At 69.0% G+C, this 24231-nt stretch carries 19 protein-coding genes; 7 read left to right on the forward strand and 12 right to left on the reverse strand.

Annotated elements, in window-relative coordinates; translation table 11 throughout:
• Nucleotides 1-2: 2 nt before the first annotated feature.
• A complete protein-coding gene (gene gcvP / locus B7Z76_RS03990) occupies nucleotides 3-2852 on the reverse strand; it encodes an aminomethyl-transferring glycine dehydrogenase (RefSeq protein ID WP_291342284.1) in 2850 nt (949 codons plus the stop codon).
• 254 nt (nucleotides 2853-3106) lie between these two features.
• Nucleotides 3107-4399 carry an MFS transporter gene (locus tag B7Z76_RS03995; RefSeq protein WP_291342285.1) on the reverse strand — a complete coding sequence of 431 codons (1293 nt, stop codon included), beginning with the start codon at nucleotides 4397-4399 and terminating at the stop codon, nucleotides 3107-3109.
• 246 nt (nucleotides 4400-4645) lie between these two features.
• Here B7Z76_RS03995 and B7Z76_RS04000 point away from each other — a divergent pair, with 246 nt between their 5' ends.
• Complete coding sequence (locus B7Z76_RS04000) at nucleotides 4646-5803, forward strand: M20 aminoacylase family protein (protein ID WP_291342286.1); 1158 nt, start codon at nucleotides 4646-4648, stop codon at nucleotides 5801-5803.
• 116 nt (nucleotides 5804-5919) lie between these two features.
• Complete coding sequence (locus tag B7Z76_RS04005; RefSeq protein WP_291342287.1) at nucleotides 5920-6423, forward strand: MarR family winged helix-turn-helix transcriptional regulator; 504 nt, start codon at nucleotides 5920-5922, stop codon at nucleotides 6421-6423.
• A gap of 40 nt (nucleotides 6424-6463) precedes the next feature.
• Here the strand turns inward: B7Z76_RS04005 and catC are convergent, their stop codons facing one another.
• The 7 genes from catC to benA form a co-directional block, all read right to left on the reverse strand.
• A complete protein-coding gene (gene catC, locus B7Z76_RS04010) occupies nucleotides 6464-6742 on the reverse strand; it encodes a muconolactone Delta-isomerase (RefSeq protein WP_174503360.1) in 279 nt (92 codons plus the stop codon).
• A 15-nt stretch (nucleotides 6743-6757) separates the two neighbouring features.
• Nucleotides 6758-7912, reverse strand: coding sequence for a muconate/chloromuconate family cycloisomerase (locus B7Z76_RS04015; protein ID WP_174503361.1), 1155 nt, complete (start codon nucleotides 7910-7912; stop codon nucleotides 6758-6760).
• A 52-nt stretch (nucleotides 7913-7964) separates the two neighbouring features.
• A complete protein-coding gene (gene catA / locus B7Z76_RS04020; protein WP_291342290.1) occupies nucleotides 7965-8894 on the reverse strand; it encodes a catechol 1,2-dioxygenase in 930 nt (309 codons plus the stop codon).
• Nucleotides 8895-8971: 77 nt separating this feature from the next.
• On the reverse strand, nucleotides 8972-9772 hold the full coding sequence (locus B7Z76_RS04025) for a 1,6-dihydroxycyclohexa-2,4-diene-1-carboxylate dehydrogenase (protein WP_291342292.1): 801 nt from the start codon (nucleotides 9770-9772) through the stop codon (nucleotides 8972-8974).
• A 1-nt stretch (nucleotide 9773) separates the two neighbouring features.
• The gene (benC, locus tag B7Z76_RS04030; protein WP_174503364.1) at nucleotides 9774-10790 is read right to left on the reverse strand and encodes a benzoate 1,2-dioxygenase electron transfer component BenC; all 1017 of its coding nucleotides are present in this window, start codon (nucleotides 10788-10790) and stop codon (nucleotides 9774-9776) included.
• Nucleotides 10791-10805: 15 nt separating this feature from the next.
• Nucleotides 10806-11318 (reverse strand): benzoate 1,2-dioxygenase small subunit, encoded by a 513-nt coding sequence (benB, locus tag B7Z76_RS04035; protein WP_174503365.1) that lies wholly within the window; start codon nucleotides 11316-11318, stop codon nucleotides 10806-10808.
• Nucleotides 11315-12670, reverse strand: coding sequence for a benzoate 1,2-dioxygenase large subunit (gene benA, locus B7Z76_RS04040; RefSeq protein ID WP_291342296.1), 1356 nt, complete (start codon nucleotides 12668-12670; stop codon nucleotides 11315-11317). The genes benB and benA overlap by 4 nt, the downstream gene beginning before the upstream one ends.
• Nucleotides 12671-12811: 141 nt before the next feature.
• Here benA and B7Z76_RS04045 point away from each other — a divergent pair, with 141 nt between their 5' ends.
• The 5 genes from B7Z76_RS04045 to B7Z76_RS04065 all read left to right on the forward strand — a co-directional run bounded on the left by B7Z76_RS04045 (nucleotide 12812) and on the right by B7Z76_RS04065 (nucleotide 18362).
• Nucleotides 12812-13720, forward strand: a complete 909-nt coding sequence (locus B7Z76_RS04045) for a LysR family transcriptional regulator (protein ID WP_291342297.1) — start codon at nucleotides 12812-12814, stop codon at nucleotides 13718-13720.
• Between the two features lie 49 nt (nucleotides 13721-13769).
• Nucleotides 13770-14759, forward strand: coding sequence for an AraC family transcriptional regulator (locus tag B7Z76_RS04050; protein ID WP_291342299.1), 990 nt, complete (start codon nucleotides 13770-13772; stop codon nucleotides 14757-14759).
• Between the two features lie 122 nt (nucleotides 14760-14881).
• Nucleotides 14882-15460, forward strand: a complete 579-nt coding sequence (locus B7Z76_RS04055) for a flavodoxin family protein (protein WP_291342301.1) — start codon at nucleotides 14882-14884, stop codon at nucleotides 15458-15460.
• Nucleotides 15457-16284, forward strand: a complete 828-nt coding sequence (locus B7Z76_RS04060) for an MBL fold metallo-hydrolase (protein ID WP_291342303.1) — start codon at nucleotides 15457-15459, stop codon at nucleotides 16282-16284. Before B7Z76_RS04055 ends, B7Z76_RS04060 begins: the two co-directional genes overlap by 4 nt.
• Nucleotides 16285-16610: 326 nt before the next feature.
• Nucleotides 16611-18362 carry a methyl-accepting chemotaxis protein gene (locus B7Z76_RS04065; RefSeq protein WP_174503371.1) on the forward strand — a complete coding sequence of 584 codons (1752 nt, stop codon included), beginning with the start codon at nucleotides 16611-16613 and terminating at the stop codon, nucleotides 18360-18362.
• Here B7Z76_RS04065 and atzF read toward each other — a convergent pair.
• From atzF to B7Z76_RS04080, 3 genes are read right to left on the reverse strand one after another with little or no spacing between them, the layout of a single operon-like run.
• Entirely contained in the window at nucleotides 18344-20110 is a 1767-nt protein-coding gene (gene atzF / locus B7Z76_RS04070) for an allophanate hydrolase (RefSeq protein ID WP_174503372.1), read from the reverse strand. The genes B7Z76_RS04065 and atzF overlap by 19 nt on opposite strands.
• Nucleotides 20107-23595, reverse strand: coding sequence for a 5-oxoprolinase/urea amidolyase family protein (locus tag B7Z76_RS04075; protein ID WP_174503373.1), 3489 nt, complete (start codon nucleotides 23593-23595; stop codon nucleotides 20107-20109). Before B7Z76_RS04075 ends, atzF begins: the two co-directional genes overlap by 4 nt.
• Complete coding sequence (locus tag B7Z76_RS04080) at nucleotides 23592-24224, reverse strand: urea amidolyase associated protein UAAP2 (RefSeq protein WP_174504830.1); 633 nt, start codon at nucleotides 24222-24224, stop codon at nucleotides 23592-23594. The genes B7Z76_RS04075 and B7Z76_RS04080 overlap by 4 nt, the downstream gene beginning before the upstream one ends.
• Nucleotides 24225-24231 lie beyond the last annotated feature (7 nt).

The raw sequence follows: 24231 nt of genomic DNA on the forward strand, positions 1-24231 counted from the left end.
GTCTACTCGGCCGCGCTGGCGTAACTCTCCGGCGGCGGGCACGAGCAGATCAGGTTTCTGTCGCCATACACATTGTCGACCCGGTTGACCGGCGACCAGTATTTGTCGACCCGGAACGCCCCCGGCGGGAAACAGGCCGCCTCGCGGCTATATGGCCGATCCCAGTCACCGACCAGATCCTCGACCGTGTGCGGCGCCCGCTTCAGCGGGTTGTTCTCCCGGTCGAGCCAGCCCGCGGCGACCGCCTCCGCCTCGGCGGCGATGCCGAGCATCGCGGCGATGAACCGGTCCAGCTCCGCCTTCGGCTCGCTCTCGGTCGGCTCCACCATCAGCGTGCCGGCAACCGGCCAGCTCATCGTCGGCGCATGGAACCCGCTATCGATCAGCCGCTTGGCGACGTCATCCACCGTCACCCCGGCCCGCTCCTTCATCGGCCGCGTATCGAGGATGCACTCATGCGCCACCCACCCCCGCGCTGAGGCGTAGAGAATCGGATAGGCCGATGACAGCCGGCGCGCGATGTAATTGGCGTTGAGGATGGCGACCTTGGTCGCCTGCGTCAGCCCCTCGCCGCCCATCAGCAGGCAATAGGCCCAGGAGATCAGCAGGACCGAGGCCGATCCATACGGTGCGGACGAGACCGCGCCGGCATCCGCCACCAGCGGATCCCCCGGCAGGAACGGCGCCAGATGCGCCTTCACCCCGATCGGCCCCATGCCGGGTCCGCCGCCGCCATGCGGAATGGCGAAGGTCTTGTGCAGGTTCAAATGGCTCACATCGGCGCCGATATCGCCGGGGCGGGACAGCCCGACCATCGCATTCATGTTCGCGCCGTCGAGATAGACCTGCCCGCCATGCTCATGGGTGATCGCGCAGATCTCGCGCACGGTCTCCTCGAACACGCCATGCGTCGAGGGATAGGTGATCATGCAGGCGGCCAGCCGCTCCGCGTGCAGCGCGGCCTTGGCGCGGAAATCGGCGATGTCGATGTCGCCATTCGGCGCGACGCCGACAACCACCACCCGCATTCCCGCCATCTGCGCCGAGGCCGGGTTGGTGCCGTGCGCCGAGGTCGGGATCAGGCAGACATCCCGCCGCTCGTCACCCCGGGCGCGATGATAGGCCTTGATCGTCAGCAGCCCGGCATATTCGCCCTGCGCGCCAGAATTCGGCTGCATCGAGAAGGCGTCATAGCCGGTGATCAGGCACAGCTTCGCCTCCAGATCCGCGATCATCTCCGCATATCCCGCGGTCTGCGCGGCCGGTGCGAAGGGATGGACATCGGCGAAGGCCGGCCAGCTCAGCGCCATCATCTCGGCCGCACCGTTCAGCTTCATGGTGCACGAGCCGAGCGGGATCATCGCGCGGTCGAGTGCGAGGTCGCGATCGGCGAGGCGGCGCATGTAGCGCGTCATCTCCGCCTCGGCGCGGTTCATGTGAAAGATCTGGTGCGTCAGATAGGCCGAGGTCCGCAACAGCCCGTCCGGGAAACGATAGTCATGTGCCAGGTCGTCGTCGCGCCGCTCGATGCCGAAGGCGCGCCAGATCGCCTCGATATGCCCGCTCGTGGTGCGCTCGTCGAAGGCGATGCCGATCGTCCCACTCCCGACCCGGCGCAGGTTGATCCCCTCGGCCTCGGCCGATTTCAGGATCGCGCCCTGCACGGCGCCGACCTCGATGGTGATCGTGTCGAAGAACCGCGCCGGCGCCACCCGGTAGCCGTGCGCCTCCAGCCCCTTCACCAGCCGCACCAGCTTGCGATGGATGCGCTCGGCGATCGCGCGCAGCCCCTCCGGCCCGTGAAACACCGCATACATCGACGCCATGACCGCGAGCAGCGCCTGCGCGGTGCAGACATTCGAGGTCGCGTTCTCGCGGCGGATATGCTGCTCGCGCGTCTGCAACGACAGCCGATACGCCCGGTTGCCGCGCGCATCGATGCTGACGCCGACGATGCGGCCGGGCATGCCGCGCTTCAGCGCGTCGCGCACCGCCATGTAGGCGGCGTGCGGCCCGCCAAATCCCATCGGCACGCCGAAGCGCTGCGCCGAGCCGATGGCGATGTCCGCCCCCATCTCGCCCGGCGGCTTCAGCACGGTGAGCGCGAGCAGATCGGCCGCGACGCAGGCCAGCGCCCCCGCGCCGTGCAGCGCCGTGATCGCCGGCGTGAAGTCGTGAACATCGCCATAGGTGCCGGGATACTGGAACAGCGCGCCGAACACCTGCCCCGGATCGAGATCCGCGAACGGATCGCCGACGATCACCAGCCACCCGAGTGCCGCCGCCCGCGTCTCGATCACGGCGATGGTCTGCGGATGGCAATGATGATCGACGAAGAACGTGGACCCCTTCGCCTTGGCAGCGCGCTGGCACACCGCCATCGCCTCGGCCGCCGCCGTCCCCTCGTCGAGCAGCGAGGCATTGGCGATGTCGAGCGCCGTCAGGTCGCAGATCATCGTCTGGAAGTTCAGCAGCGCCTCCAGCCGGCCTTGCGAAATCTCCGGCTGGTAGGGGGTATAGGCCGTATACCAGGCCGGGTTCTCGAAAATGTTGCGCTGGATCGCCGGCGGCGTGACCGTTCCGTGATAGCCCTGGCCGATCAGCGAGGTCATCACCCGGTTCTTCGCCGCCACCTCGCGAAGCCGGTTGAGCACGCCCTGCTCCGAAAGCGGCTTGCCCCAGTCGAGCGTCGTGCGCAGCCGGATCGCCTCGGGCACGATGTCGTCGATCAGCGCATCGAGACTCTCCGCCCCCACCGCCTCCAGCATCGCCTCCATCTCGCCCGGCGAGGGCCCGATATGGCGGCGATTGGCGAAATCGTAGGGTTCGTAGGGCGTTTCCTGATAGGTCATGGCAGGTTCATCCACCGATAGGGGTGCAGGCAGCCGCGTTGCGCCGGCGCGCGGCATCCGCCCACACCCGGCCAGCCCGATCCTAGAGCACGTTCCGATCCATCAGGATCGGATGTCGTGCTCTCTCTTGTTGATAACGAGAACATCTTAATCCGATCAGATGATTCCATCCGATCAGGTGATACTCTAGCAACGCCACAGCCAATGTGAAGCGATTCCTCACGCCGGGCATCGTGTCAGGCAACACCGCCCGGTCAGATAGCACGACGCGCCATCTCCGGGATCGCCCGCAGCCCCGCCAGCGTCGCCGCGCTGCACGCGATGACATACCAGGCCGGCGACGCGGCATCATGCGTCACGGCGATCAGCCACGTCACGATGAACTGCGCGAACCCGCCGAAAATCGCGACCCCGAGCGCATAGACGAGCGACATCCCGGTCGCCCGCACCTCGATGGGGAAAATCTCCGCCGTGGTGATGATGATGGTCGCCCCGCCGATGGCGTTCAGCGCCCCGAGACCGAGAACCGCCGAGAGCAGCACGCCCGGTGTGGGCACCGCGTTCAGCAACAGGAAGGCAGGATAGATCGCCAGCGCGATCAACACATACGCACTCCCGGCGACAGGCTTGCGCCCGTGGCGATCCGACAGCCAGCCGCCGATGGGCGCGCCAATCAGCGTCACCACGCCCGCCGTTATCCCGGCGAGCAGGCCGGTCGCCGGCGGCATGCCGAGCTGCCGCACCGCATAGGTCGACATGTAGAGCACCACGATCGCATTGGTCGCGGTGCCGCCGATGATCAGCGCGACACCGGCGACGATCTTGCCGAAATGCCGGCTGAACACGAGCGAGAGCGAGCTCACCTCGCGGGTCTTCGGGTCGCTGTCATTCGCGTGCGTCTCCCGCAGGGCGCGCAGCAGCCACAGCCCGATCGGCACGATCAGGATGCCGAGCAGGAAGGGAATCCGCCAGCCCCAGCTCAGCACCGCGGCCGCCGGCAGCGCCGCATGCACCGCGAAGGCGAGCCCCGCGGCGAACAGCACGGCAACGCCCTGGCTCGCGAGCTGCCAGCTGCCGAAGAACCCTCTCTCGTCCGCCGGTGCGTATTCGGCGAGCAGCGTCGTCGATGCGCCAACCTCCCCGCCCGCCGAAAATCCCTGCAGCAGCCGCGCCATCAGGATGACGAACGGCCCCGCGAGCCCGACCTGCCCGTAGGTCGGCGCAAGCCCGATCGCCGCCGTTCCCAGCGCCATCGAGAACAGGGCGACGATCGTCGCGATCTTGCGCCCCCTGCGATCGGCAAAGGCGCCGAACACCACGCCGCCGAGCGGGCGGAGAAAAAACCCGACACCATAGGTCGCGAACGACAGCAGCAGCTGCACCGTCCGGTCATGCGCGGGAAAGAACAGCGCGCCGATCGTGCCGGCGAAGAAACTGTAGACAACGAAATCGTAGAATTCGAGCGCGTTGCCGATCGTGCAGGCCGCGATCAGCCGCGTCCTGCCGGGTTGCTCCAGCGCCATCTCGCCTGCCGTGATTGCGGACATGGATTCCTCCTCGCAAGGCCCCGGAGGCATCCCGGAGACCAGGATTATCGTTGGCCGCAGCCTATCACATATATGGTTGCAAACTGCAATAACATTTTTGCGCCTCGTTGAATTTCTGTCCCGAACAAACAACCTTCATAATTAGTTGCATCAAGCAATGATATTTTCTATCCACTGAAGCGCATCGGGCCACCGGGAAGGAACCCCACGGCTTGCCCGGCGCCCACATGCTGCCGGAGGCGAGCCATGCCCACCCTTCTCGACGACCTGACAACAACATCCGCCGACATCCGCGCCTGGCGCCATCACATCCACCGCCATCCCGAACTCGCCTTCCAGGAGGCCGGCACCGCCGCCTTCATCGCCGGCCTGCTGCGCGACTGGGGATACGACGTCGCCGAAGGCGTGGGCGGAACCGGCATCGTCGCCTCGCTCTCCAGCGGCAGCTCCGGCCGGGCGATCGGCCTGCGCGCCGACATGGACGCACTCCCGATGGATGAGGATACCGACGCCGCTCATCGCAGCCTCGTCCCCGGCGTGTCGCATATGTGCGGCCATGACGGGCATTCCGCGATGCTGCTCGGTGCGGCGCGCCACCTCGCCCGCACGCGGCGGTTCGACGGCACGGTGCGCCTGATCTTCCAGCCGGCCGAGGAAGTCATGGGCGGCGCGCGGGCGATGATGCGCGACGGGCTGTTCGACCGCTTTCCGATGCAGGCGATGTTCGGCCTGCACAACATGCCCGGCCTGCCGCAGGGAAAGCTGTTCTTCACCTCTGGCCCGGTGATGGCCGCGGTGGACAACTGGGAGATCGTCATCACCGGCAAGGGCGGCCACGGCTCGATGCCCGAAGCCACGCGCGACGCCGTGGTGGCTGGTGCGGCGCTGGTGATGGCGCTGCAGACCATTGTCTCGCGCAACATCGCGGCAAAGGAACAGGCCGTCGTCACGGTCGGCGCCTTCCTCGCCGGCGATGCGGGCAACGTCATCGCGCATTCGGCGACACTGCGCCTCAGCATCCGGACCACGACGCCCGAAGCCCGCGTCTTCGTGCTCGACCGCATCCGCGCGATCGCCCGCGCGCAATGCGAAAGCTACCAGGTTTCCTGCGCGATCAGCGAGGGCGAGCCCGGCGCCGTGCTGGTCAACGATCCCGCCGAAACCGCATCCTGCGCCGAGATCGCCCGGCGCGTGGTGGGCGAGGACAACGTCATCACCCCCGGCCCGACCTTCATGGGCAGCGAGGATTTCGCCTTCTTCGCCGAAGCCGTGCCGTGCAGTTACGGCTTCATCGGCAATGGCGACACGCCGATGGTCCACCACCCGAGATATGCGTTCGATGACCGCAACCTCCCCATCGGCGCCGCCTACTGGGCCGCGCTGGCGGAGGCGCATCTCGGCTAGAGCACTTTCCGATCCTTTGGGATCGGATATGGTGCGCCATCATGTCGATGACCCGAGCATCCTTGTCCGATCGGATGATTCGGTATGGATCACGAACGGAGGGGGGGAGCAAAAACGTGGCGCGCCAGAGTTTGACCTACCAGCTTGCGTCGATCTCCGAAGACGCCGTCGGCCTGGCGGACCGGATGTTCAAGCAGCGCTTCGGCATGCATGTCCACGACATCCGCGTCTTGCGCCTGATCGACGACCAGCCGGGCGTGACCTTTACCCAGCTCGCGACGCAAACCAAGATCGAGCGCACCTCGACCTCGCGGATCGTCACCCGCCTGATCAAGGCCGGCTATGTCCGGCGGAAGACCGACGCGCGGGATGCGCGCCAGTTCCAGCTCACCGCAACGGCAAAGGCGCGCGCCCTGCGCGAGCGCGCCGACCCGCTGACCGCCGATATCGAAGCGCTGGTCCTCTCGGTGCTTCCCGCCGCCAAACGCCGGCAGTTCCTCGAAATGCTGGATGCGCTGGCGGGGTGGCTGCAAGCCGATTTCGCCCGCATCCTGGCCGAACGCTACCCCGAGCTCGCATCCCCCGCGCGCAGGGCGCGCCGCGCCAGCAAGAGCGACTGACGCGGCGCCGCGATCGGCCGATCGCCAAAAGATGCCGCCCTCAGCCGATCGCCGAAGGATGCCGCGCCAGCGGCGTCACTTCGATCGTCATGAACGGAAACAGCGGCAGGGTGCTGAGAATGTCGTGCAGCGTGTCGTGGTCCGGCACGTCAAAGACCGAAAAATTGGCATACGCCCCGGCGATGCGCCAGAGATGCCGCCACACGCCATCGCGCTGAAGCTCGATGGCGCGCGCCTTCTCGGCGGCCTTCAGGCGGTCGAACTCGGCCTGCGGCAGGTCGCGCGGCGGGTGGACGTCCATGCGGACATGATAGAGCATCGGTCTGTCTCCTGATCAGGTGCGGGCAAAGCGGGCGAACGCCGCCTCGTCGAGCCGGACGCCGAGGCCGGGTCCGGGCGGCAGCAGAACGTTGAAATCCTCGTAGCGCAGCGGGGTTTCGGCAAGATCGGTGGTGAGGATGCGGGGGCCGAAATGCTCGCAGCCCCATTCCAGCACGGGAAGTGCGGCGAAGGCGTGCAGATGCGCCGCCGCCCCCACCGAGCTTTCGAGCAGGCAACCGCCGTAAAGCCCGATCCCCGCAGCGTCGGCCACGGCGGCGACGCGCTGCAACCCGAGCAGCCCGCCATGCTTGACCAGCTTGAGCGAGACCGCATCCGCCGCCCCGGCCTGGGCCACCGCCAGCATGTCGTGCGGGTCGAACACGCTCTCATCGGCGAGCAGCGGCGGCATGCCGGCCTGCCCGCGCAGCCGCGCCATGCCGGCGAGGTTCCAGGCCGGCAGCGGCTGTTCGGCAAGCCGCAGGCCGAGCGCGTGCAGCGCCGGCAGCCAGCGCCGCGCCATCGTCTCGTCCCAGGCCTGGTTGATGTCGGCGATCAGCTCGGCCCGCCCGTCGAGCGCTGCGGCGATCCGCTGCATCCGCGCGAGATCCGCCTCCGGCGCCTGCGCGCCCAGCTTCACCTTGAAAACACGATGCTCGCGGGCTTCGAGCTTCTGCTCCGCCTCCTCGATCTCCTGACCCGCATCGCCGGAGGCGAGCGTCCACAACACCGGGAAACGGTCGCGCACGATGCCGCCGAGCAGCACGGCCACGGGAACGCCAAGCGTCTGTCCCAGCGCATCGAACAGCGCGGCTTCGATGGCAGCCTTGGCGGCGTTGTTGCGCTTCGCCGCCGCGTCGAGCCGGCCGCGCGCCTGCGCGATCCGGTCGGCCGGATGGCCGAGCAGCGCGGGGGCGAGATAGGCGTCGATATTCGCCTTCATCGCCTCCACGCTCTCCTCGCTCCAGCGCGGCCCGCCGAGGGTCGCGGCCTCGCCGATCCCCTCCACGCCATTGGCCAGCCGCACGCGGACGATCACATAGCTCTGCGCCGAAACCGAGGTCTGCGCCAGCTTGTGCCGGCGGACGGTCGGCACGTCGACGATGGTGGCGCCGATGGCGCGGATCGTCACATCCCGCGCGGCGACGTCGAAGGGAATTGAATCGGGCATGGAAACTCCGGGCTGGGCGGGCGCCGCCGCGAGCGTGCGGCGCCCTGGTGGGTCAGGCCGCTTCGGCGTGGGCGCGCGCAACCTCGACGCCGGGCAGGTCCGCCGCCTCGCGGTTCAGCACGAAGTCGAAGGCGATGGTCGCGAAGGGCTCGTTGAGGCCGCGCGCGTTGATCTCGGCCGGATCGTCGTGATGCACGACCGGCGGGATCAGCCCGTCGCGGGTGGCGAAGGCGAAATCGTCATGCAGGTATTCGTCGCCCTCGATGTTGATCTGCGTGGTCAGCTTGCGGAAGCCCGGCGCGGTGACGAAGAAATGGATATGCGCCGGCCGGCGGCCGTGGCGGCCCATCCGGTCGAGCAGCTGCTGCGTCGGCCCTTCCGGCGGGCAGCCATAGCCGGCCGGCAGGATCGAGCGGAAGCGATAGCGGCCCTCGGCATCGGTCTCGATCCGCCGGCGCAGGTTGTAGCGGCTCTGCGACGGGTCGAACTGCGAGTAGCCGCCCTTGGTGTTGGCATGCCAGACATCGACGATGGCGCCGGCAACCGGCCGCCCCTCGATGTCGCGCACCTGGCCTTCCATGAACAGCACCTCGCCCGCTTCCGGGTCCTGGTCGAGCCGCGCCTCGCCCTTGCAGAGCGGCGCGCCGGGAACCCAGAGCGGCCCCTCGATCGTGCGCGGCGTCCCGCCGGCAAGCCCCGCCGCCTGCTCGCGCGCATCCAGCATCAGGTCGAGAAAATGCTCGATCCCGAGCCCTGCGACCAGCAGCCCGCCCTCGTTCGCCTGGCCGAGCCGGGTGAGATACCCCACCGCGGTCCAGAACTCGCTCGGCGTCACGTCGAATTCCTCGACCGTGCGGCAGATGTCGGCGACGATCCGGCCGACGATGCGCTTCAGCCGCGCATCGCCGCCCGGCTGGTCGAGGCCGGATGCCCGCGCGAGCAGTTCGGTCACATGGGGTGTCTGCATGAGAGAGATGGTCATCGTTTCCTCCTGTGCCGGATCGTTCCGGCGTTGCGGCGGTCCCGGCGCGTGCCGGCCGCCCTCGGTTCAGCCTCGGTTCAGCCTGGATCGCCGCCGGCGACGGGAAGCGTGACGCCGGTGATGTAGGACGCCTCGTCGGAGGCGAGGAACAGGATCGCCGCCGCCTGCTCATCGGCCGTGCCGTAGCGGTGCATCAGGCTCGTCGCCCGCGTCTGCTCGACTACCTGGTCCCACCAGAACCGGCTCTCGGCGCTGGAGGGCGAGGGCTCGGCCGGGTTGCGCGGCACGAGGCGGGGCGGCGCCTCGGTCCCGCCCGGCGCGACGGCATTGACCCGCACGCCGCGCTCGGCGCATTCGAAGGCGAGTGACGTGGTGATCGCATTTACCCCGCCTTTCGCCGCGGCATAGGGCACGCGGTTGATGCCGCGTGTCGCCACCGACGAGACATTGACGATCGCCCCCTGCCGTGCGGCGAGCATCGCCGGCAGCGCTGCGCGGCAGCACCAGAGGGTGGGGAACAGCGAGCGGCGGATTTCCGCCTCGATGCGCGGCGCGTCGTAGCGCTCGTAGGGCATCGCCCAGATCGTGCCGCCGACATTGTTGACCAGCACGTCGATCCGGCCGAATTGCGCGAGCGCGCCCGCCATCGCCGCCTCGGCCCCTTCCCAGCTTTCGAGATCCTCGTGCAGCGCGATGGCGCCGGCGGCACCGGCCGCCTCGTCGCGCACCGAATCGACCAGCGCGGCGCGGTCGACAAGCGCGAGCGCCGCCCCCTCCGCCGCCAGCCGCAGCGCGACCGCGCGGCCAATCCCCTGCGCCGCCCCGGTCACCACCGCGACCTTGCCGGCAAAGCGGCCCGGATGCACCTGGCGGTCCATCTCAGGCCGCCGCCCGCGGCGCCGTTGCGGGCGCAAATTTCTCGTAATGGAAGGCGGCGGGCGCCACCCCGGCGCCGCCGAGCCAGCCGCGCACGGCATCGACCATCGGCGGCGGCCCGCAGAGATAGACATCGACATCGCCGCCATTGAGCCAGTCGGGCTCGACATGTCCGGTGACATAGCCGCGCCGCGGATGCGCGCTCTCCCCGGCGGCGACCACGGTGCGGTAGTGAAAGCCCGGCAGGCGGGCGGCAAACTCATCGAGCCGGTCGCAGCCGACCAGATCCTCGTCGCGGGTCACGCCATAGACGAGGCGGACCGGCTGCGCGCATCCCTCGCCGGCAAGCTGCTCCAGCATGGCGAGAAACGGCGCAAGGCCGGTGCCGCCGGCGAGGAACAGCAGCGGCCGGGCGACATCGCGCAGGTAGAAACTGCCGGACGGCCCGGTGAGCGGCAGAACCACCCCCGGCGTCGCCCCGCGCAGGAACGAGCTCATCCGCCCTTCCTCGATGTTGCGGACCAGAAACGTCGCCCGCGTGCGCCCTGGCGCCGAGGCAAAGGAATAGGCGCGGGTTTCCGCGGTGCCGGGAATCCCGACATTGACATATTGCCCCGGCAGGAAGCCCAGCGGCGCCGCGGTCTCGACGCTGAAGCCGATCGCCGTCGGCGACAGCAGCTCGACGGATGAAAGCGTCGCCTCGATCGTCTGCGGCGCCGTGCGGCAGGCCGCACTGGTGGCGCGAATGTCGATCGCGAGATCCGAGCGCGGCCGCATCTGGCAGGCGAGCGCGAAACCCGCCGCCGCCTCGTCCGCATCGAGCGCCTCCTCGATATACGATCCGGCGTCGAACGCGCCGGACTGCACGCGGCACTTGCAGGTGCCGCAGGCGCCGTCGCGGCAGTCGAGCGGAATGTTGATCCCCTCGCGATAGGCGGCATCGGCCACGGTCTCGCCGGCCCGGCAATCGACGAACCGGGTGACGCCGTCCTCGAAATTCAGCGCGATCCTCGCGGTCATGGCATGGGCTCCGGGTCAGATGTGATAGATGTCGACGACCTGGTGGATGCAGTCGTTCTTGAGCACGACGCGCTTGCGCCGGATCAGCGGCGCCGTGCCGGCGAGGTCGAGCGTGTAGAACGAGGTGCCGAAATAAAGGTCGGTCGTCCGGTAGCGATAACTCAGCGTCAGCCAGTTGAACCGGATCTCGGCGATGTCGCCCTGGCGCGCGATCAGCTCGACATTGCTGATATTGTGCGAGGTGCGCGGCTCGGGCAGGCTGGTCGCGCTGGAGCGGTCGGTGCGGATGCGGAACACCCGGTCCTCCAGCCCGGCGCGGTCGCCGTACCAGATCAGCGAGATCTCGGTCTGCGGATCCTCGGTCAGCCGGTCGTCATCGTCCCAGGCGGGCATCCAGAACTCCGCATCCGGCGCGTAGCAGGCGAGCCAGGCGTCCCACTCCCGGTCATCGAGGCAGCGCGCCTCGTGATGCAGGAAACCGGCGATCCGCTGATGCAGCGCAGCGTCGCTGTCGAGGCAGAGGCTCATGACGCGTCTCCGGTTGCGGCGTCCCGCACGAGGGCGCGGCGCATCGCATCCCGCCAGAAGGCGTGCTGGATCACGAACAGGCCCTCATCCTCGGTGCGCCGCCCGCTCAGACGCGGCGCGATGCCGATCGCCCGCGCCGCCTCGTCCGGCCCCTCGATCCAGTGCGTCGCCCCGCGCGACATGTCGTTCCAGCGCGCGGCGCGGCCCTGATAAGCCATCTGGCAGGAGCGGAACTCCTCAAGATCGTCGGGTGTCGCCATCCCGCTCGCGTTGAAGAAATCCTCGTATTGACGAATCCGCCGCGCCCGCGCCTCCGGCGCCTCGCCCACCGGGGCGATGCAGTAGATCGTCACCTCGGTGCGATCGACCGAGAGCGGGCGGAACTGGCGGATCTGCGAGCCGAACTGGTCCATCAGATAGACGTTCGGATACAGGCAGAGATTGCGTGAACGCTGCACCATCCACTCGGCCCGCGCCGCACCGACGCTTTCGCTCAGCGCCTCGCGCCGGTCCCAGTTCGGCCGGTCCTCGGGGTTTTCCCATTGCGACCACAGCAGCAGATGGCCGTTCTCGAACGAGTAGAACCCGCCGCCCTGGCGCGCCCAGCCGCCGGCGCTCATCGCCCGCACATTGTCGACCCGCGCCTCGGTCTTCCGCCGGCTGGTGGTGGCGGCGTAGTTCCAGTGCACCGCGCTGACATGATAGCCATCCGCGCCGTTCTCGGTCTGGAGCTTCCAGTTGCCGTCATAGACATAGGTCGAGCTGCCGCGCAGCACCTCCAGCCCCTGCGGCGACTGGTCGACGATCAGGTCGATCATCCGCGCCGCATCGCCGAGATGGGCTGCCAGCGGCTGCACGTCCGGGTTCAGGCTGCCGAACAGGAAGCCGCGATAGGACTCGAACCGCGCCACCGGGGTGAGATCGTGCGAGCCCCCGGCGTTGAAGCCCTCGGGATAGCCGGCGTTCTCGGGGTCCTTCACCTTGAGCAGCCGGCCGGTATTGCTGAAGGTCCAGCCATGGAACGGGCAGGTGAAGGTCGATTTGCTGGCCCGCTTGTGCCGGCAGAGCATCGCGCCGCGATGGCTGCACGCGTTGATGAAGGCGCGCAGCTCGCCCTTGCGGTCCCGCGTGATGACGACCGGGGTGCGGCCCATATGCAGCGTCAGATAGTCGTTCGGCTGCGGGATCTGGCTTTCATGGGCAAGATAGATCCAGTTGCCCTCGAAGATGTGCTTCATCTCCAGCTCGAAGATCTCGGGGTCGGTGAAGATGTCGCGGCTGACCCGGAACACTCCGTCCGCCGGCCGGTCATCGAGCGCTGTCTCGATCGCGCGCATCACTCTGTCGTGCATTTCCAGTCCCTCGCTACAGCCGGCGCCCGGATCGTTGTGGCGATACCCGGCAGGTCAGTTTTCTGTTGAGCAAAGGCGTAGACCCGCCTTAACTACGACGTCCAAGACTGAATTGGTCGCTTCAATACCCTGGAGGTATCGATGGAGATGCGGCAGCTGCGCTATTTCGTGGAAGTCGCGCGCGAGCGGAACTTCACCCGCGCCGCAGCACGGCTGAACATCGCCCAGCCGCCGCTGAGCCGGCAGATCCAGCAATTCGAGGACGAGCTCGGCATCGCGCTGATCGAGCGCGGCAGCCGGCCGATCCGCCTCACCGAGGCCGGCAAGCTGGTGTTCGACCAGGCGGTCGACGTGCTCGAACGGATCGACGGCATCCGCAGCATGGCGCAGCGCCTCGCCGAGACCGAGCGGCGCCACCTGCGCGTCGGCTTCGTCGCCTCGACGCTCTATGGCTATTTGCCGGAAGTCATCCGCCGCTTCCGCGAGGCGCGGCCCGGCGTGGTGCTGACGCTGCAGGAACTCACCTCGCTCGAACAGATGGAAGCGCTGCGCGAAGGCCGGATCGATGTCGGCTTCGGTCGCATCCCGTTCGAGGATCAGGCCCTCGAACGCCGGTTGCTGCGCAACGAAAACCTCATCGTCGCGGTGCCGCGCTCGGGTCCGCTCAGCCACGGCTCCACCGCCCTCACCCTCGCGCAGCTGCAGGCCGAGCCGCTGATCGTCTATCCCAAGGCGCCGCGGCCGAGCTATGCCGACCAGGTCCTCGCCCTGTTCCGCGATGCCGGGCTGCGCCCCGCCGCCCTGCACGAGGTCCGCGAATTGCAGACAGCGCTCGGCCTCGTCGCGGCGGAGAGCGGGATCTGCATCGTGCCCGCCTGCGTGCAGCACCTGCGGCGCGACAACGTGGCCTATCGCCCGCTGGACGCCCCGGCCGCCGTCTCGCCGATCATCATGAGCACCCGCCGGCACGACCCTTCGTCGGAGGTCGATCTCATCCTCCGCCTGCTCCGCCAGCTCTACCAGGCCAAGGGCATCACCTTCGGCGCCTGAACCGCCGCCCGGTCCGAAAGGATCGGAAACCGCCCAAGGAGAGGCAAGCATGGATTTTCCGATCTTTCCCTTCGCCCCCCGATCGCCGCTCGCCATTCCGGTCGAGGTGCAGCGACTGACGGCGGACAACCCGATCCGCCGGATCCCGCCGCACGGCCACCTGTTCTTCGAACTCATCATGATCACCGACGGCGCCGGGCTGATCATGGTGGACGGCAGCGTCCACACCGCCCTGCCCGGTTGCGTCTTCATGATCGCCCCCGGCATGCCGCACGACGCGAGGGGCCTCGCCACCGCCGCGGGCTGGACCGTGATGTTCACCGCCGCCGGCGCCACCCCCTCGCCGCTGCCCGGCCTCGCGCTGTTCGAGGATGCGCCTGCCGGCCTCGTCTTCGATCCGTTCCGCCGCACTGCCCGCCGGGCCGGCGCGCCGCTGCTCCTCGCGGCGGCCGACATGGCGGCGCTGGTTGCGCTGATCGAGCGGATCGAGACCGAGCTTACCGCCCGTCCCGCGGGATACGACATCGCGGTGCGCGCGGCGCTCAACCTCGCGATGGTGCAGCTCGGCCGCGCCGCCACCGCCCCGCCCACCACACAGCCCACCACACCGGCCGGCGCACCGCCCGATGCAGCCCCCCAGGGCCGCGACCTGCTCGCCCGGGTCTTCGAGGATATCGACCTTCATTTCGCCGCCGACGCATCGCTCGCCGCCGGCGCCCGCCGGCTCGGCATCGCCCCCGCCCACCTGACCACCCGGATCCGCCGCCTTACCGGCAAGACCTATGGCGGCTGGGTGATCGAGCGCCGGATGATCGAGGCGCGGCACCTTCTCGCAACGACGCCGCGCAGCCTCGCCGCGATCGCCACGACGGTCGGTTATCGCGATACCGAAAGCTTCATCCGCCGCTTCCGCGCCCGCCACGGCCTCCCCCCGGCGCAATGGCGGAGCCAGGCGCGCGGCGCGGCGCCAGAGCCCGAGCCAGAGCAGCAGGGGCCGGAGCCGGGGCCGGGGCGGGAATCCGCGCCGTCCGAATCCTGATCCGGCCGCGCGAAAACGAAATCCCGGCCAGCAGAAACCGAAATCCTGTCCTGTCGCGCCCCCGCGTCACCCCTCTAGGCTTGCCGTGCCGGAACAAGCCGGCCGAACAGGGAGCAGAACGCATGACGAGCGTGACAATCGTGTCTCACAGCGGCTACGGCCACACCGCCCGGCTGGCCGGGGCGGTCGCGACGGGGATCGGGGAGGTCGAGGGCGTCGCCCTGTCGCGCATCACCATCGATGCGGACGGCGAGGTTGAGGAGTCCGCCTGGGAGACGCTGGCAACGGCCGATGCCATCCTGTTCGGATCGCCGACCTACATGGGCGGACCGTCCTGGCAGTTCAAGAAATTCGCCGATGCGTCGAGCAAGGTCTGGGCGCGGCAGGGCTGGAAGGACAAGCTGGCCTCGGGCTTTACCAATTCCGCCTCGATGAACGGCGACAAGGCGTCCACCCTCGCCTGGTTCGTCACCTTCGCGATGCAGCACGGCATGGTCTGGGCCGGCACCGGCATGATGCCGGCGAACACGCGGGCGGCGAAGCGCGACGATGCCAACTATCTCGGCGCCTTCACCGGCCTGATGGCCCAGTCCCCGGCCGATGCCGGCCCGGACGAAGCGCCGCCACAAGGCGACCTGCATACCGCCGCCCTGTTCGGCCGGCGCATCGCCGGTCTCGCGCGCCGGAGCGGCCGGTCATGACGGCCCCATCCGGCCGGATCACCATTCACGTCCGCGGCCCCGTGCGGGTGCACGATTATCAGGCGCCGCCGGACGGGCTGCTGGTGCATTCGGTGATCGTCGAGGGCCCGACCCGGCTGGTGCTGTTCGACGCCCAGTTCCTGCTCGCCCCGGCGGCCGAACTCGCCGACTATATCGCCAGCCTCGGCAAGCCGCTCGAGCGGATCATCATCTCCCACGGCCACCCCGACCACTGGTCGGGTCTCGAGGTGATCGCGCAGCGCTTCCCCGGCGTTCCCATCGCGGCGCTGCCGGCGGTGCGCGACGAGATCGCCGCCAACGGCCAGGCGATCATGACGGCGCGGCGGGCGATTTTCGGCCCGCGCGTCGCCGCTGGCCCGGTCGTGCCGACCCTGTCGCTCGCCCCCGGCGCGCTGGAGATCGACGGCGTCCGCTATTTGCTGGAAGCGCATGAGGAAGCGGAATCCCGCCACCAGCTCGTCGCCACCCTCCCCGACCAGGGGATGCTGCTGGCGTTCGACCTCGTCTTTCCCGCCGATGTGCACGCCTTCACCGTCGCCGGCCATTTCGATCACTGGATCGCGGTGCTGGACGACCTCGCGACCCGCCCCTTCGAGACGCTGCTGGTCGGGCATGGCGGCCCGGCCCGCCGCGCCGATATCGCCGCGACGATCGCCTATCTGCGCACCGCGCGAGACATCCACGCAAGCTCGACCACCCCGGATGACTATGCCGCGCGGCTGAAAGCCGCATTCCCGCATCTGTCGGAAAGCGGATGGGTCGATTTCGCCAGCCTGATGCTCTACGGCGTCATCAATCCCTGAACGGCCGCCTGCCCCTGGGATCCACCCGCGCATTTCAGGGGCAGATGCCACGGATCGCCAAGCGCCCTGGTTATCACTACGATCGGGACCGCGGCGCAGATCCCACACCCCCGCTCGCCGGCAGCAAACGCCCGCCAAGGCGCCCAAACGGCACCGCGAAACAAAAACGAGCTACAATATTTTGGAGCATTAAATCTAATTTCGAGCATCTCCGAATATTTTTACATATTGAAACATATTTCTATTGTTAAATAATTGTTTACCGAACTTGCCGTAATAAAACGTCGAATTTTAAAGCGATAACCATCAGGCCAGGGTGAACATCTGTGACGTTCGATCTCCTTCGCATCCTCGAAAAAAATTATATTTTAAATGCAATTTCGGATGCCTTCTGCTTCATCAGCTTCGCCCCTGACGGCACGATCATCGATGCCAATGAACGCTTTCTCGAACACACCGGCTACAGCCTTGGCGAGCTTGTCGGCAGTCATCACCGTCTCCTCGTCCCCCCGGCCGAGCGTGACAGCGCCGCCTATGGCGAATTCTGGCAAGACATGCGCGCCGGCACCTTCCGCTCCGGCGAATTTCGCCGCATCGGCAAGGGCGGCGCCGATGTCTGGCTCCGCGCCTCCTATGTTCCCGTGCGCAACCGAAAGGGTGCGGTAGTCAAGATCGTCAAGCTCGCGCTCGATGTCACCGCCGAGAAGCAGGCGGCCGCCGCCAATGAAAGCCTGCTCGCCGCCATCGGCCGCGCCCAGTCGGTCATCGCTTTCGCGCCGGACAGCACGATTCTCGACGCCAACGAGAATTTCCTCCGCGTGATGGGCTATGCGCGCGAAGAGATCATCGGCCGCAAGCACGCCATGTTCGCACCCCAAGGCGTTGCCGCGACCCCCGCCTACGCGAGCTTCTGGGAGAAGCTGCGCGCCGGCGAGTTCTACACCGGCGATATCGAACGCATCGGCAAGGGCGGCCGACCCGTCTGGTTCCAGGCCACGTACAACCCGGTCCTCGATGCCGCGGGTCGGGTGGTGAAAGTGGTCAAGGTCGCGGTCGACCTGACCGACAGAATGGCGGATGTGGGCCGGGTCGGCGCGGCGCTCGCGCGCATCGCCCAGGGCGATCTCACTGCCGCGGTCGATCGCAGGCTGATCCCCTCGCTCGACCAGTTGCGCGTCGATTTCAACGTCACCGCCGGACACCTGTCCGAAAGCATCGCCGGCGTCCGCCAGAGCACCGACGAAATCAATCTCGGCGTCTCCGAAATCGCGACCGCCGCCGAATATCTCGCCCGCCGCACCGAGCAGCAGGCCGCGACGCTGGAAGAAACCGCCGCCGTGCTCGACAGCCTGACCACCGGCCTCGGCAAGACCGCCGCAACCGCCGCCCGCGCCGCCAGCGCGGTCGATGCGACGACCGACGCCGCCCGAAAATCCCACGCCGTGGTCAGCGAGGCAGTGTCAGCGATGAACCGGATCGAGGCCTCCTCGCGCGAGATCGACCAGATCATCGGCCTGATCGACGAGGTCGCGTTCCAGACCAACCTGCTCGCGCTGAATGCCGGGGTCGAGGCCGCTCGCGCCGGCGATGCCGGGCGCGGCTTCGCCGTCGTCGCCACCGAGGTCCGCGCTCTTGCCCAGCGCTCGGCGGAGGCGGCGAAATCGATCAAGCAACTCATCGCCCGCTCGTCCGAACAGGTCGGGGCCGGCGTGCGCCTCGTCGGCGAAACCGGCGCCGCACTCGGCACCATTCTCGGCCATGTCACCGACCTGCACGGCCTCGTGGGCGAAATGGCCGCCGCCGCCGCCGAGCAATCCGGCAGCCTTGCCGAAATCAACACCGCGACCAACCAGATGAACGTGGCGGTGCAGCAGAACGCCGCGATGGTCGAGCAGACCTCCGCTGCCACCCACTCCCTGCACGAGGAAATCGGCCGCCTCGCCGGCCGCGTCGCCGGTTTCCGAACCGCAGGGCCCGCGGCGCACACCCCGCCAGCCGCCGATCCCCCGCCGCGATCCCCCGCGCGCCGGCCGGGTCCTGCTCACGCTCCCGCCCCCGCTTACGCCGTGGCGAGATAGGCCCGCCAGCCACCGAACCCGGTAATCTCCCGCGCCCCGTCCAGCGCCGCTGGCTCGCAGAGAAAGCCGGGGGCTTGCCGCCCATCCGCCAGCCTCACCTGGCCGATGACCATCGGCCCCGGCACCCCCGCCACGAACCGCCCGAACCCCTCCGGCGTGAGCGACCACCGTTCCACCACGATGCCCTCCCCCGCGAAGCCCGGCGCCCGCACCAGCCCCGGCTTCGCCGGTGCGGTTGCCAGCGCATAAAGCCGGTAGTCCGGCGCCGTGCGCGTGGTCTCCTCCAGCCGCGCGCCCAGCGCGGTCAGCTCATGGTTCAACGCCATGCCCGAGAGATGCGCGCCGGCAACGACGATCGGAATGCGCTCCTCCGCCGGCATCTCCAGCCTCTCCGGCGCTCCCTGCCGCGACACCCCGCATCCGGGCGAGCCTTCGCGGTGCAGCGCATCGCCCAGCGCCAGCAAGGCAGCGTCACTGAAGGCCGGGCCGATGAGCGACACACCGAACGGCAACCCGTCCGCCCGGAACCCGGCCGGCACCGCAACCGCGGCCATGTCCAGCAGGTTGACGAAATTGGTATAGCGCCCGAGCGCCGCGTTCCGCGCGATCGGCGCCTCCAGCATCGCCGCCACGGTGAAAATCTCCGGCGCGGTCGGCAGCAGCAGCGCGTCCACCTTCGCGAGTTCCGCCCCGGCCTGCCGCCGCAGCGCCATCAGCCGCGCCTGCGCGTCGAACAGATCGGCCGCGTCGAACCCGCGCGCCCGCTCCAGGATCGCCCGCACCGCCGGATCGAACGCCTCCGGCGATCGCGCGAAGAAGCCCCGCAGCGCCGCCAGCCGCTCGGCCACGAACGCATCCTCGTAAAGCAGCGAGGCCGCGGCGCGGAACGGTGCGTCGTCGATCTCCACCAGCGTCCAGCCGAGCCCCTCGGCCACGGCGCAGCTTCGCTCATAGAGCGCCGCATACCCCGCCTCGTTGCCGCCGATCCGTTCCTCCGCCTTCAGGATGCCGACGCGCGGCCGCGCCGGCAGCGCCACCATCGCCGGCGCCCGCGAAAACGGGTCCGCCGCATCCATCCCCTGCGCCGCCGCCAGCACTGTCGCCGCATCCGAGGCCGCATTCGCGAAAATCGACACGCAGTCGAGGCTGCGGCACGCCGGCACCACACCGCTCGCCGGCAGCAATCCCCGCGTCGGCTTCAGCCCCACCAGGTTGTTGAACGAAGCCGGCACCCGCCCCGATCCCGCCGTATCGGTCCCGAGCGCAAACACCGCGAGCCCCGCAGCCACCGCGACCGCCGAACCAGAGGACGACCCACCTGAAATATACCGCTCATCGAACACGCAGCGCGGCGCGCCATGGGGGGAGCGCGTGCCGTTCAGCCCGGTGGCGAACTGGTCGAGATTGGTCTTGCCGATCGGCACCGCCCCCGCCGCCCGCAGCCGCGCGACCACCGTCGCGTCCCGCCCCGGCGCATAGGCGAAATCCGGGCATCCCGCCGTGGTCGGCAGCCCGGCGACGTCGATATTGTCCTTCACCGCGAAGGGCAGCCCGGCAAGCGGCAGCGACGGGTCCGCCGCCATCGCCTCCCCCCGCACGGCCGCGCGCGGCCGCAGCGCGATGAACACCGCCGGATCGTGATACGCCTCGATCCGGTCATAGATCGCATCGACCACATCCCCCGGCGTGAACGCCCCGGCGGCGAAGCCCGCGCGCAGCGTCGCGATATCGAGCAATCCGAGCTTCATGCCACATCCTCCAGCGCGATCACGGCGAGCCGTTGCCCGGCCCGCACCACCTGTCCGGGCGCGGTCTCGATCGCGGCGAGAACCCCCGCCGCCGGCGCCGTCACCCGCACCTCCATCTTCATCGATTCGACGATGATCACCGCCTCCCCGGCGGCGACACGCTCGCCCGGCCCACGCAGCACCTGCCACACGCTGCCCGGCACCGGGGCGGGCAGGGCGCGCATCCCCGCCGCCAGCACCGTCTCCGCCACCGGCGGCGGCAGCTCCTCGGCCGGCACCGCGTCCAGCCCCTTCGCCCGCCAGGCCTCGCGCTCGGCGGCGAAGGCCGTCCCCTGCCGCGCCCGGAAGGCGGCGATGCTGTCCGCCTCCGCCGCCATCAGCGCCTGCTGGGCCGCGAGCGAGAATGTCGTCTCCTCGATCCGCAGCGGATAGCGCCCGTGCGGAAACGCCGCGCGCGCCTCGGCCAGGTCCTGCGCATCCACCTGGTAGAACCGCAGCACGTCGAAATGCCGCAGCAGCCAGGGTGTGTCGCCGAACGGCACCCGCCCGCCGGCATGGCTGTTCCACATCTGCACAGTGCGGCCGAACAGCTGGTAGCCACCCGGCCCCTCCATGCCATAGACGCAGAGATAAGCCCCGCCGATCCCCACCGCGTTCTCCGGCGTCCAGGTCCGCGCCGGGTTGTATTTGGTCGTCACCAGCCGGTGCCGCGGGTCGATCGGGGTGGCCACCGGCGCGCCGAGATACACATCGCCCAGCCCCATCACCAGATAATCGGCGTCGAACACGATCCGCCGCACCTCGTCCTCGGATTCGAGGCCGTTGATCCGCCGGATGAACTCCACATTGTCCGGGCACCAGGGCGCGTCCGGCCGCACCGTCTCCTGATATTTCCGCATCGCCAGCATCACCTGCCCGTCCTTCCAGGACAGCGGCAGATGCACGATGCGCGAGGGCACCGTCATCGTCGCAGGATCCGGCAGGTCCGGCTCGATCGCGCGGATCGCCTCCAGCAGCACCGAGGCCCGCACCGCATCCGGGTCGAAATGCACCTGCAACGAGCGAATTCCCGGCGTGAGATCGACGATCCCCTTCAGCCCCGCCTGAAGCAGCGCTGCCTGCAACGCATGCGCCCGCAGCCGCAGCGCGAAATCCAGCGTCATCGCGCCGAACTCGACCAGCAGGTTCGCATCCCCCTGCCGCCGCACGACCATCGTCTCCGAGCGGTGCAGCACCGCAGGGTCGGCGTCGGCGCGGGTGAAATGCACCACATCCCCCGGCCGCAACTGCCCGAGCTTCCACAAATCCTCCGCTGCCACCACGCCGGGGCAGACGAACCCGCCGAGCGAGGGGCCATCCGGCCCGAGCAGGATCGGCATGTCTCCGGTGAAGTCCACCGCCCCCACCGCATAGGGCACGTCATGGATGTTGGAAGGATGCAGCCCCGCCTCGCCGCCATCCGCCCGCGCCCATTCCGGCTTCGGCCCGACCAGCCGCACCCCGGTCCGTGCCGAGTTGTGATGCACCTCGTAGGAGGCCGAGAACAGGGCCGCGATATCCGCCTCGGTGAAGAAATCCGGCGCGCCGTGCGGCCCGTAGCGCAGCGCGATTTCCCAGCGATCGGTCAGTTCCGCCGCCGCCGGCGCCGCCGCAGCACCGCGCGCCAGCCCCTCGAAATGCAGGACATCCCCCGTATTCAGGCAGCCGGTGCCATGCCCGCCGAAGCCGCCCAGCGCGAAGGTCGCGGTCGAGCCCAGGAATTCCGCCGCCATGAACCCGCCGCCCACGGCGAGATAGCAGCGCTGCCCCGGCCCCTCGATCGCCCCCAGCGCCAGGACCTGCCCCGCCCGCACCGCGACCACCGCGTCATGCGGCACCCTCGCGCCATCGAGCGTCGCCACCATCCGCGCCCCGGCAAGCGCGATCTCGGCATCGCTGCGGAAGCGCAGCACCGGCCCGGTCAGCGTGCATTCCAGCACCGCCGCCCCCGGCGGATTGCCGAGCAGCGCATTCGCCCGCGCCGCACTCCGCGCATCCATCGGCCCGCTCGGCGGAATCCCCACCTCCCAGGCGCCAAGCCTCCCCGGCAGGCTCTGCAACGAGGATTGCGCCCCCGGCTCGATCACCGCGATCCCCTCGCCCGGCCACTCCAGCAATCCCAGCGTCCCCGTTGTCATGGTCCCGGCGCGGAAATCCGCATTGTCGAGCGCCGCCAGCAGATAGGCGCGATTGGTCTCGATCCCGGTCACCGCCGTCGCCGCCAGTGCCTCCCGCAGCGCCGCGATCGCCGCCTCCCGCGTCTCCCCGCGCCCGATCAGCTTCGCCAGCATCGGATCGTAGAACGGCGTCACCTCGCTCCCCGGCGCGATCCACCCGTCCACCCGCACGCCGGCGCCATAGCGCAGCGCGGTGATCCGCCCGGTCGAGGGCCGAAACCCTTCCGCCGGGTCCTCCGCATAGAGCCGCGCCTGCACCGCCGCCCCGCGCGGGCGCAGCCCCGCCGGCAGCACGAACCCGCCGGCGGCGGCGCGGACCATCCATTCCACGAGGTCGATGCCGAACACCTCCTCGGTCACCCCGTGCTCGACCTGCAACCGCGTGTTCACCTCCAGAAAGTAGAATCTTTCCGCCACCGCATCGTAGATGAACTCCACCGTTCCGGCCGAGAGATACCGCACCGACCGCGCCAGCCCGCACGCCGCCGCCTCCATCGCCGCCAGCACCGGCGCGGGAATTCCCGGTGGCGGCGTCTCCTCGACGACTTTCTGGTTGCGTCGCTGCAACGAGCAATCGCGCGCCCCGAGCGCCACCACCCCGCCCGCGCCATCGCCGAAAATCTGTACCTCGACATGCCGCGCCGCGGTGACGAATTTTTCCAGATACAGCGCCGCCTCGCCGAAATTCGCCTGCGCCAGCCGGCTGATCCCGGCGAAGCGCGCCCGCAGCTCCGCCTCGTCGGCGCAGGGCGCCATGCCGATCCCGCCGCCGCCCGCAGTGCTCTTCAGCATCACCGGATAGCCGATTTCTGCCGCCGCTGCCGCCGCCGCCTCCACCGAGCCGAGCAGCCCCGAACCCGGCAGCAGCGGAACCCCGGCGGCCAGCGCCAGCTCCCGCGCCGTGTGCTTCAGCCCGAAGGCGCGCATCTGCTCCGGGCGCGGCCCGATGAACACGATCCCCGCATCCGCCAGCGCCTCGGCGAAATCCGCCCGCTCGGCGAGAAACCCGTAGCCAGGATGCACCGCTTCCGCCCCGCTGGCGCGGCACGCGGCGACGATCGCCCCGACATCGAGATAGCTCTCCGCCGCCGCATCCCCCGCCAGCGCCACCGCGTGATCCGCTGCCAGCACAGGCGGCGTGAACCGGTCCGCGGGCGAATGCACCGCGACCGTTTCAATCCCCAACCGCGTCAGCGTCCGGCCGATCCGCGCCAGAATCGCGCCCCGGTTGGCGATCAGGATTTTCGAAAACAGGGCCTCCCGCCTCATGGTTCCCACACCACGCAGCGGATCGGCGTTGGCCGGAACCCGTTGCACGGGTTGTTCACCTGCGGGCAGTTCGAAATCAGCACCAACAGATCCATCTCCGCCCGCAGCTCGACATACCCGCCCGGCGCCGACACCCCGTCATCCACGGTCAGCTCCCCATCCGGCCGGATCGGCACGTTCATGAAGAAATTCACGTTTGACACGAGATCGCGCTTGTCCATCCCGTATTTCGCAAGCTCGGTCAGGAAGTTCTCCCGGCACGCATGCATGAACCGCGTCGCCTGGCCGAACCGCACGGTGTTGCTCTCGCACGAGCACGCCCCCGCACTGGTATCGTGAAACCCGCAGGTATCGGCAACGATCGTCGCCATCGCCCGCCCCTCGTTCGAGCGCAGCACCGACCCGGTCGAAAGGTCATACCGCCCGCCCGCCCGCGCCTGTGCGGCCAGCGTGTCCTGCGCCGAATAGCGCTCGCCCGGATCGGCGGCGTTGTAGAACAGCGCATCCACCGCCTGCTGGCTTTCCAGGTCGATGATCCGCAGCACCTGCCCTGCCTTCAGCGTGGCCGAGAACGGCGCGCGCGCCGGCACCACGACATCGAGGATCGCCGCGTCGAAATGGTGTTCCATCATGCCC

The organism is Acidiphilium sp. 20-67-58, assembly GCF_002255515.1.
GTDB lineage: Bacteria > Pseudomonadota > Alphaproteobacteria > Acetobacterales > Acetobacteraceae > Acidiphilium.

Bases quoted from the DNA above. Each gene is read 5' to 3' on its own strand.
- gcvP (WP_291342284.1), bottom strand. From the start codon at position 2,852: ATGACCTATCAGGAAACGCCCTACGAACCCTACGATTTCGCCAATCGC.
- B7Z76_RS03995 (WP_291342285.1), bottom strand. From the start codon at position 4,399: ATGTCCGCAATCACGGCAGGCGAGATGGCGCTGGAGCAACCCGGCAGG.
- B7Z76_RS04000 (WP_291342286.1), top strand. From the start codon at position 4,646: ATGCCCACCCTTCTCGACGACCTGACAACAACATCCGCCGACATCCGC.
- catC (WP_174503360.1), bottom strand. From the start codon at position 6,742: ATGCTCTATCATGTCCGCATGGACGTCCACCCGCCGCGCGACCTGCCG.
- B7Z76_RS04015 (WP_174503361.1), bottom strand. From the start codon at position 7,912: ATGCCCGATTCAATTCCCTTCGACGTCGCCGCGCGGGATGTGACGATC.
- catA (WP_291342290.1), bottom strand. From the start codon at position 8,894: ATGACCATCTCTCTCATGCAGACACCCCATGTGACCGAACTGCTCGCG.
- B7Z76_RS04025 (WP_291342292.1), bottom strand. From the start codon at position 9,772: ATGGACCGCCAGGTGCATCCGGGCCGCTTTGCCGGCAAGGTCGCGGTG.
- benC (WP_174503364.1), bottom strand. From the start codon at position 10,790: ATGACCGCGAGGATCGCGCTGAATTTCGAGGACGGCGTCACCCGGTTC.
- benB (WP_174503365.1), bottom strand. From the start codon at position 11,318: ATGAGCCTCTGCCTCGACAGCGACGCTGCGCTGCATCAGCGGATCGCC.
- benA (WP_291342296.1), bottom strand. From the start codon at position 12,670: ATGCACGACAGAGTGATGCGCGCGATCGAGACAGCGCTCGATGACCGG.
- B7Z76_RS04045 (WP_291342297.1), top strand. From the start codon at position 12,812: ATGGAGATGCGGCAGCTGCGCTATTTCGTGGAAGTCGCGCGCGAGCGG.
- B7Z76_RS04050 (WP_291342299.1), top strand. From the start codon at position 13,770: ATGGATTTTCCGATCTTTCCCTTCGCCCCCCGATCGCCGCTCGCCATT.
- B7Z76_RS04055 (WP_291342301.1), top strand. From the start codon at position 14,882: ATGACGAGCGTGACAATCGTGTCTCACAGCGGCTACGGCCACACCGCC.
- B7Z76_RS04060 (WP_291342303.1), top strand. From the start codon at position 15,457: ATGACGGCCCCATCCGGCCGGATCACCATTCACGTCCGCGGCCCCGTG.
- atzF (WP_174503372.1), bottom strand. From the start codon at position 20,110: ATGAAGCTCGGATTGCTCGATATCGCGACGCTGCGCGCGGGCTTCGCC.
- B7Z76_RS04075 (WP_174503373.1), bottom strand. From the start codon at position 23,595: ATGAGGCGGGAGGCCCTGTTTTCGAAAATCCTGATCGCCAACCGGGGC.
- B7Z76_RS04080 (WP_174504830.1), bottom strand. From the start codon at position 24,224: ATGGAACACCATTTCGACGCGGCGATCCTCGATGTCGTGGTGCCGGCG.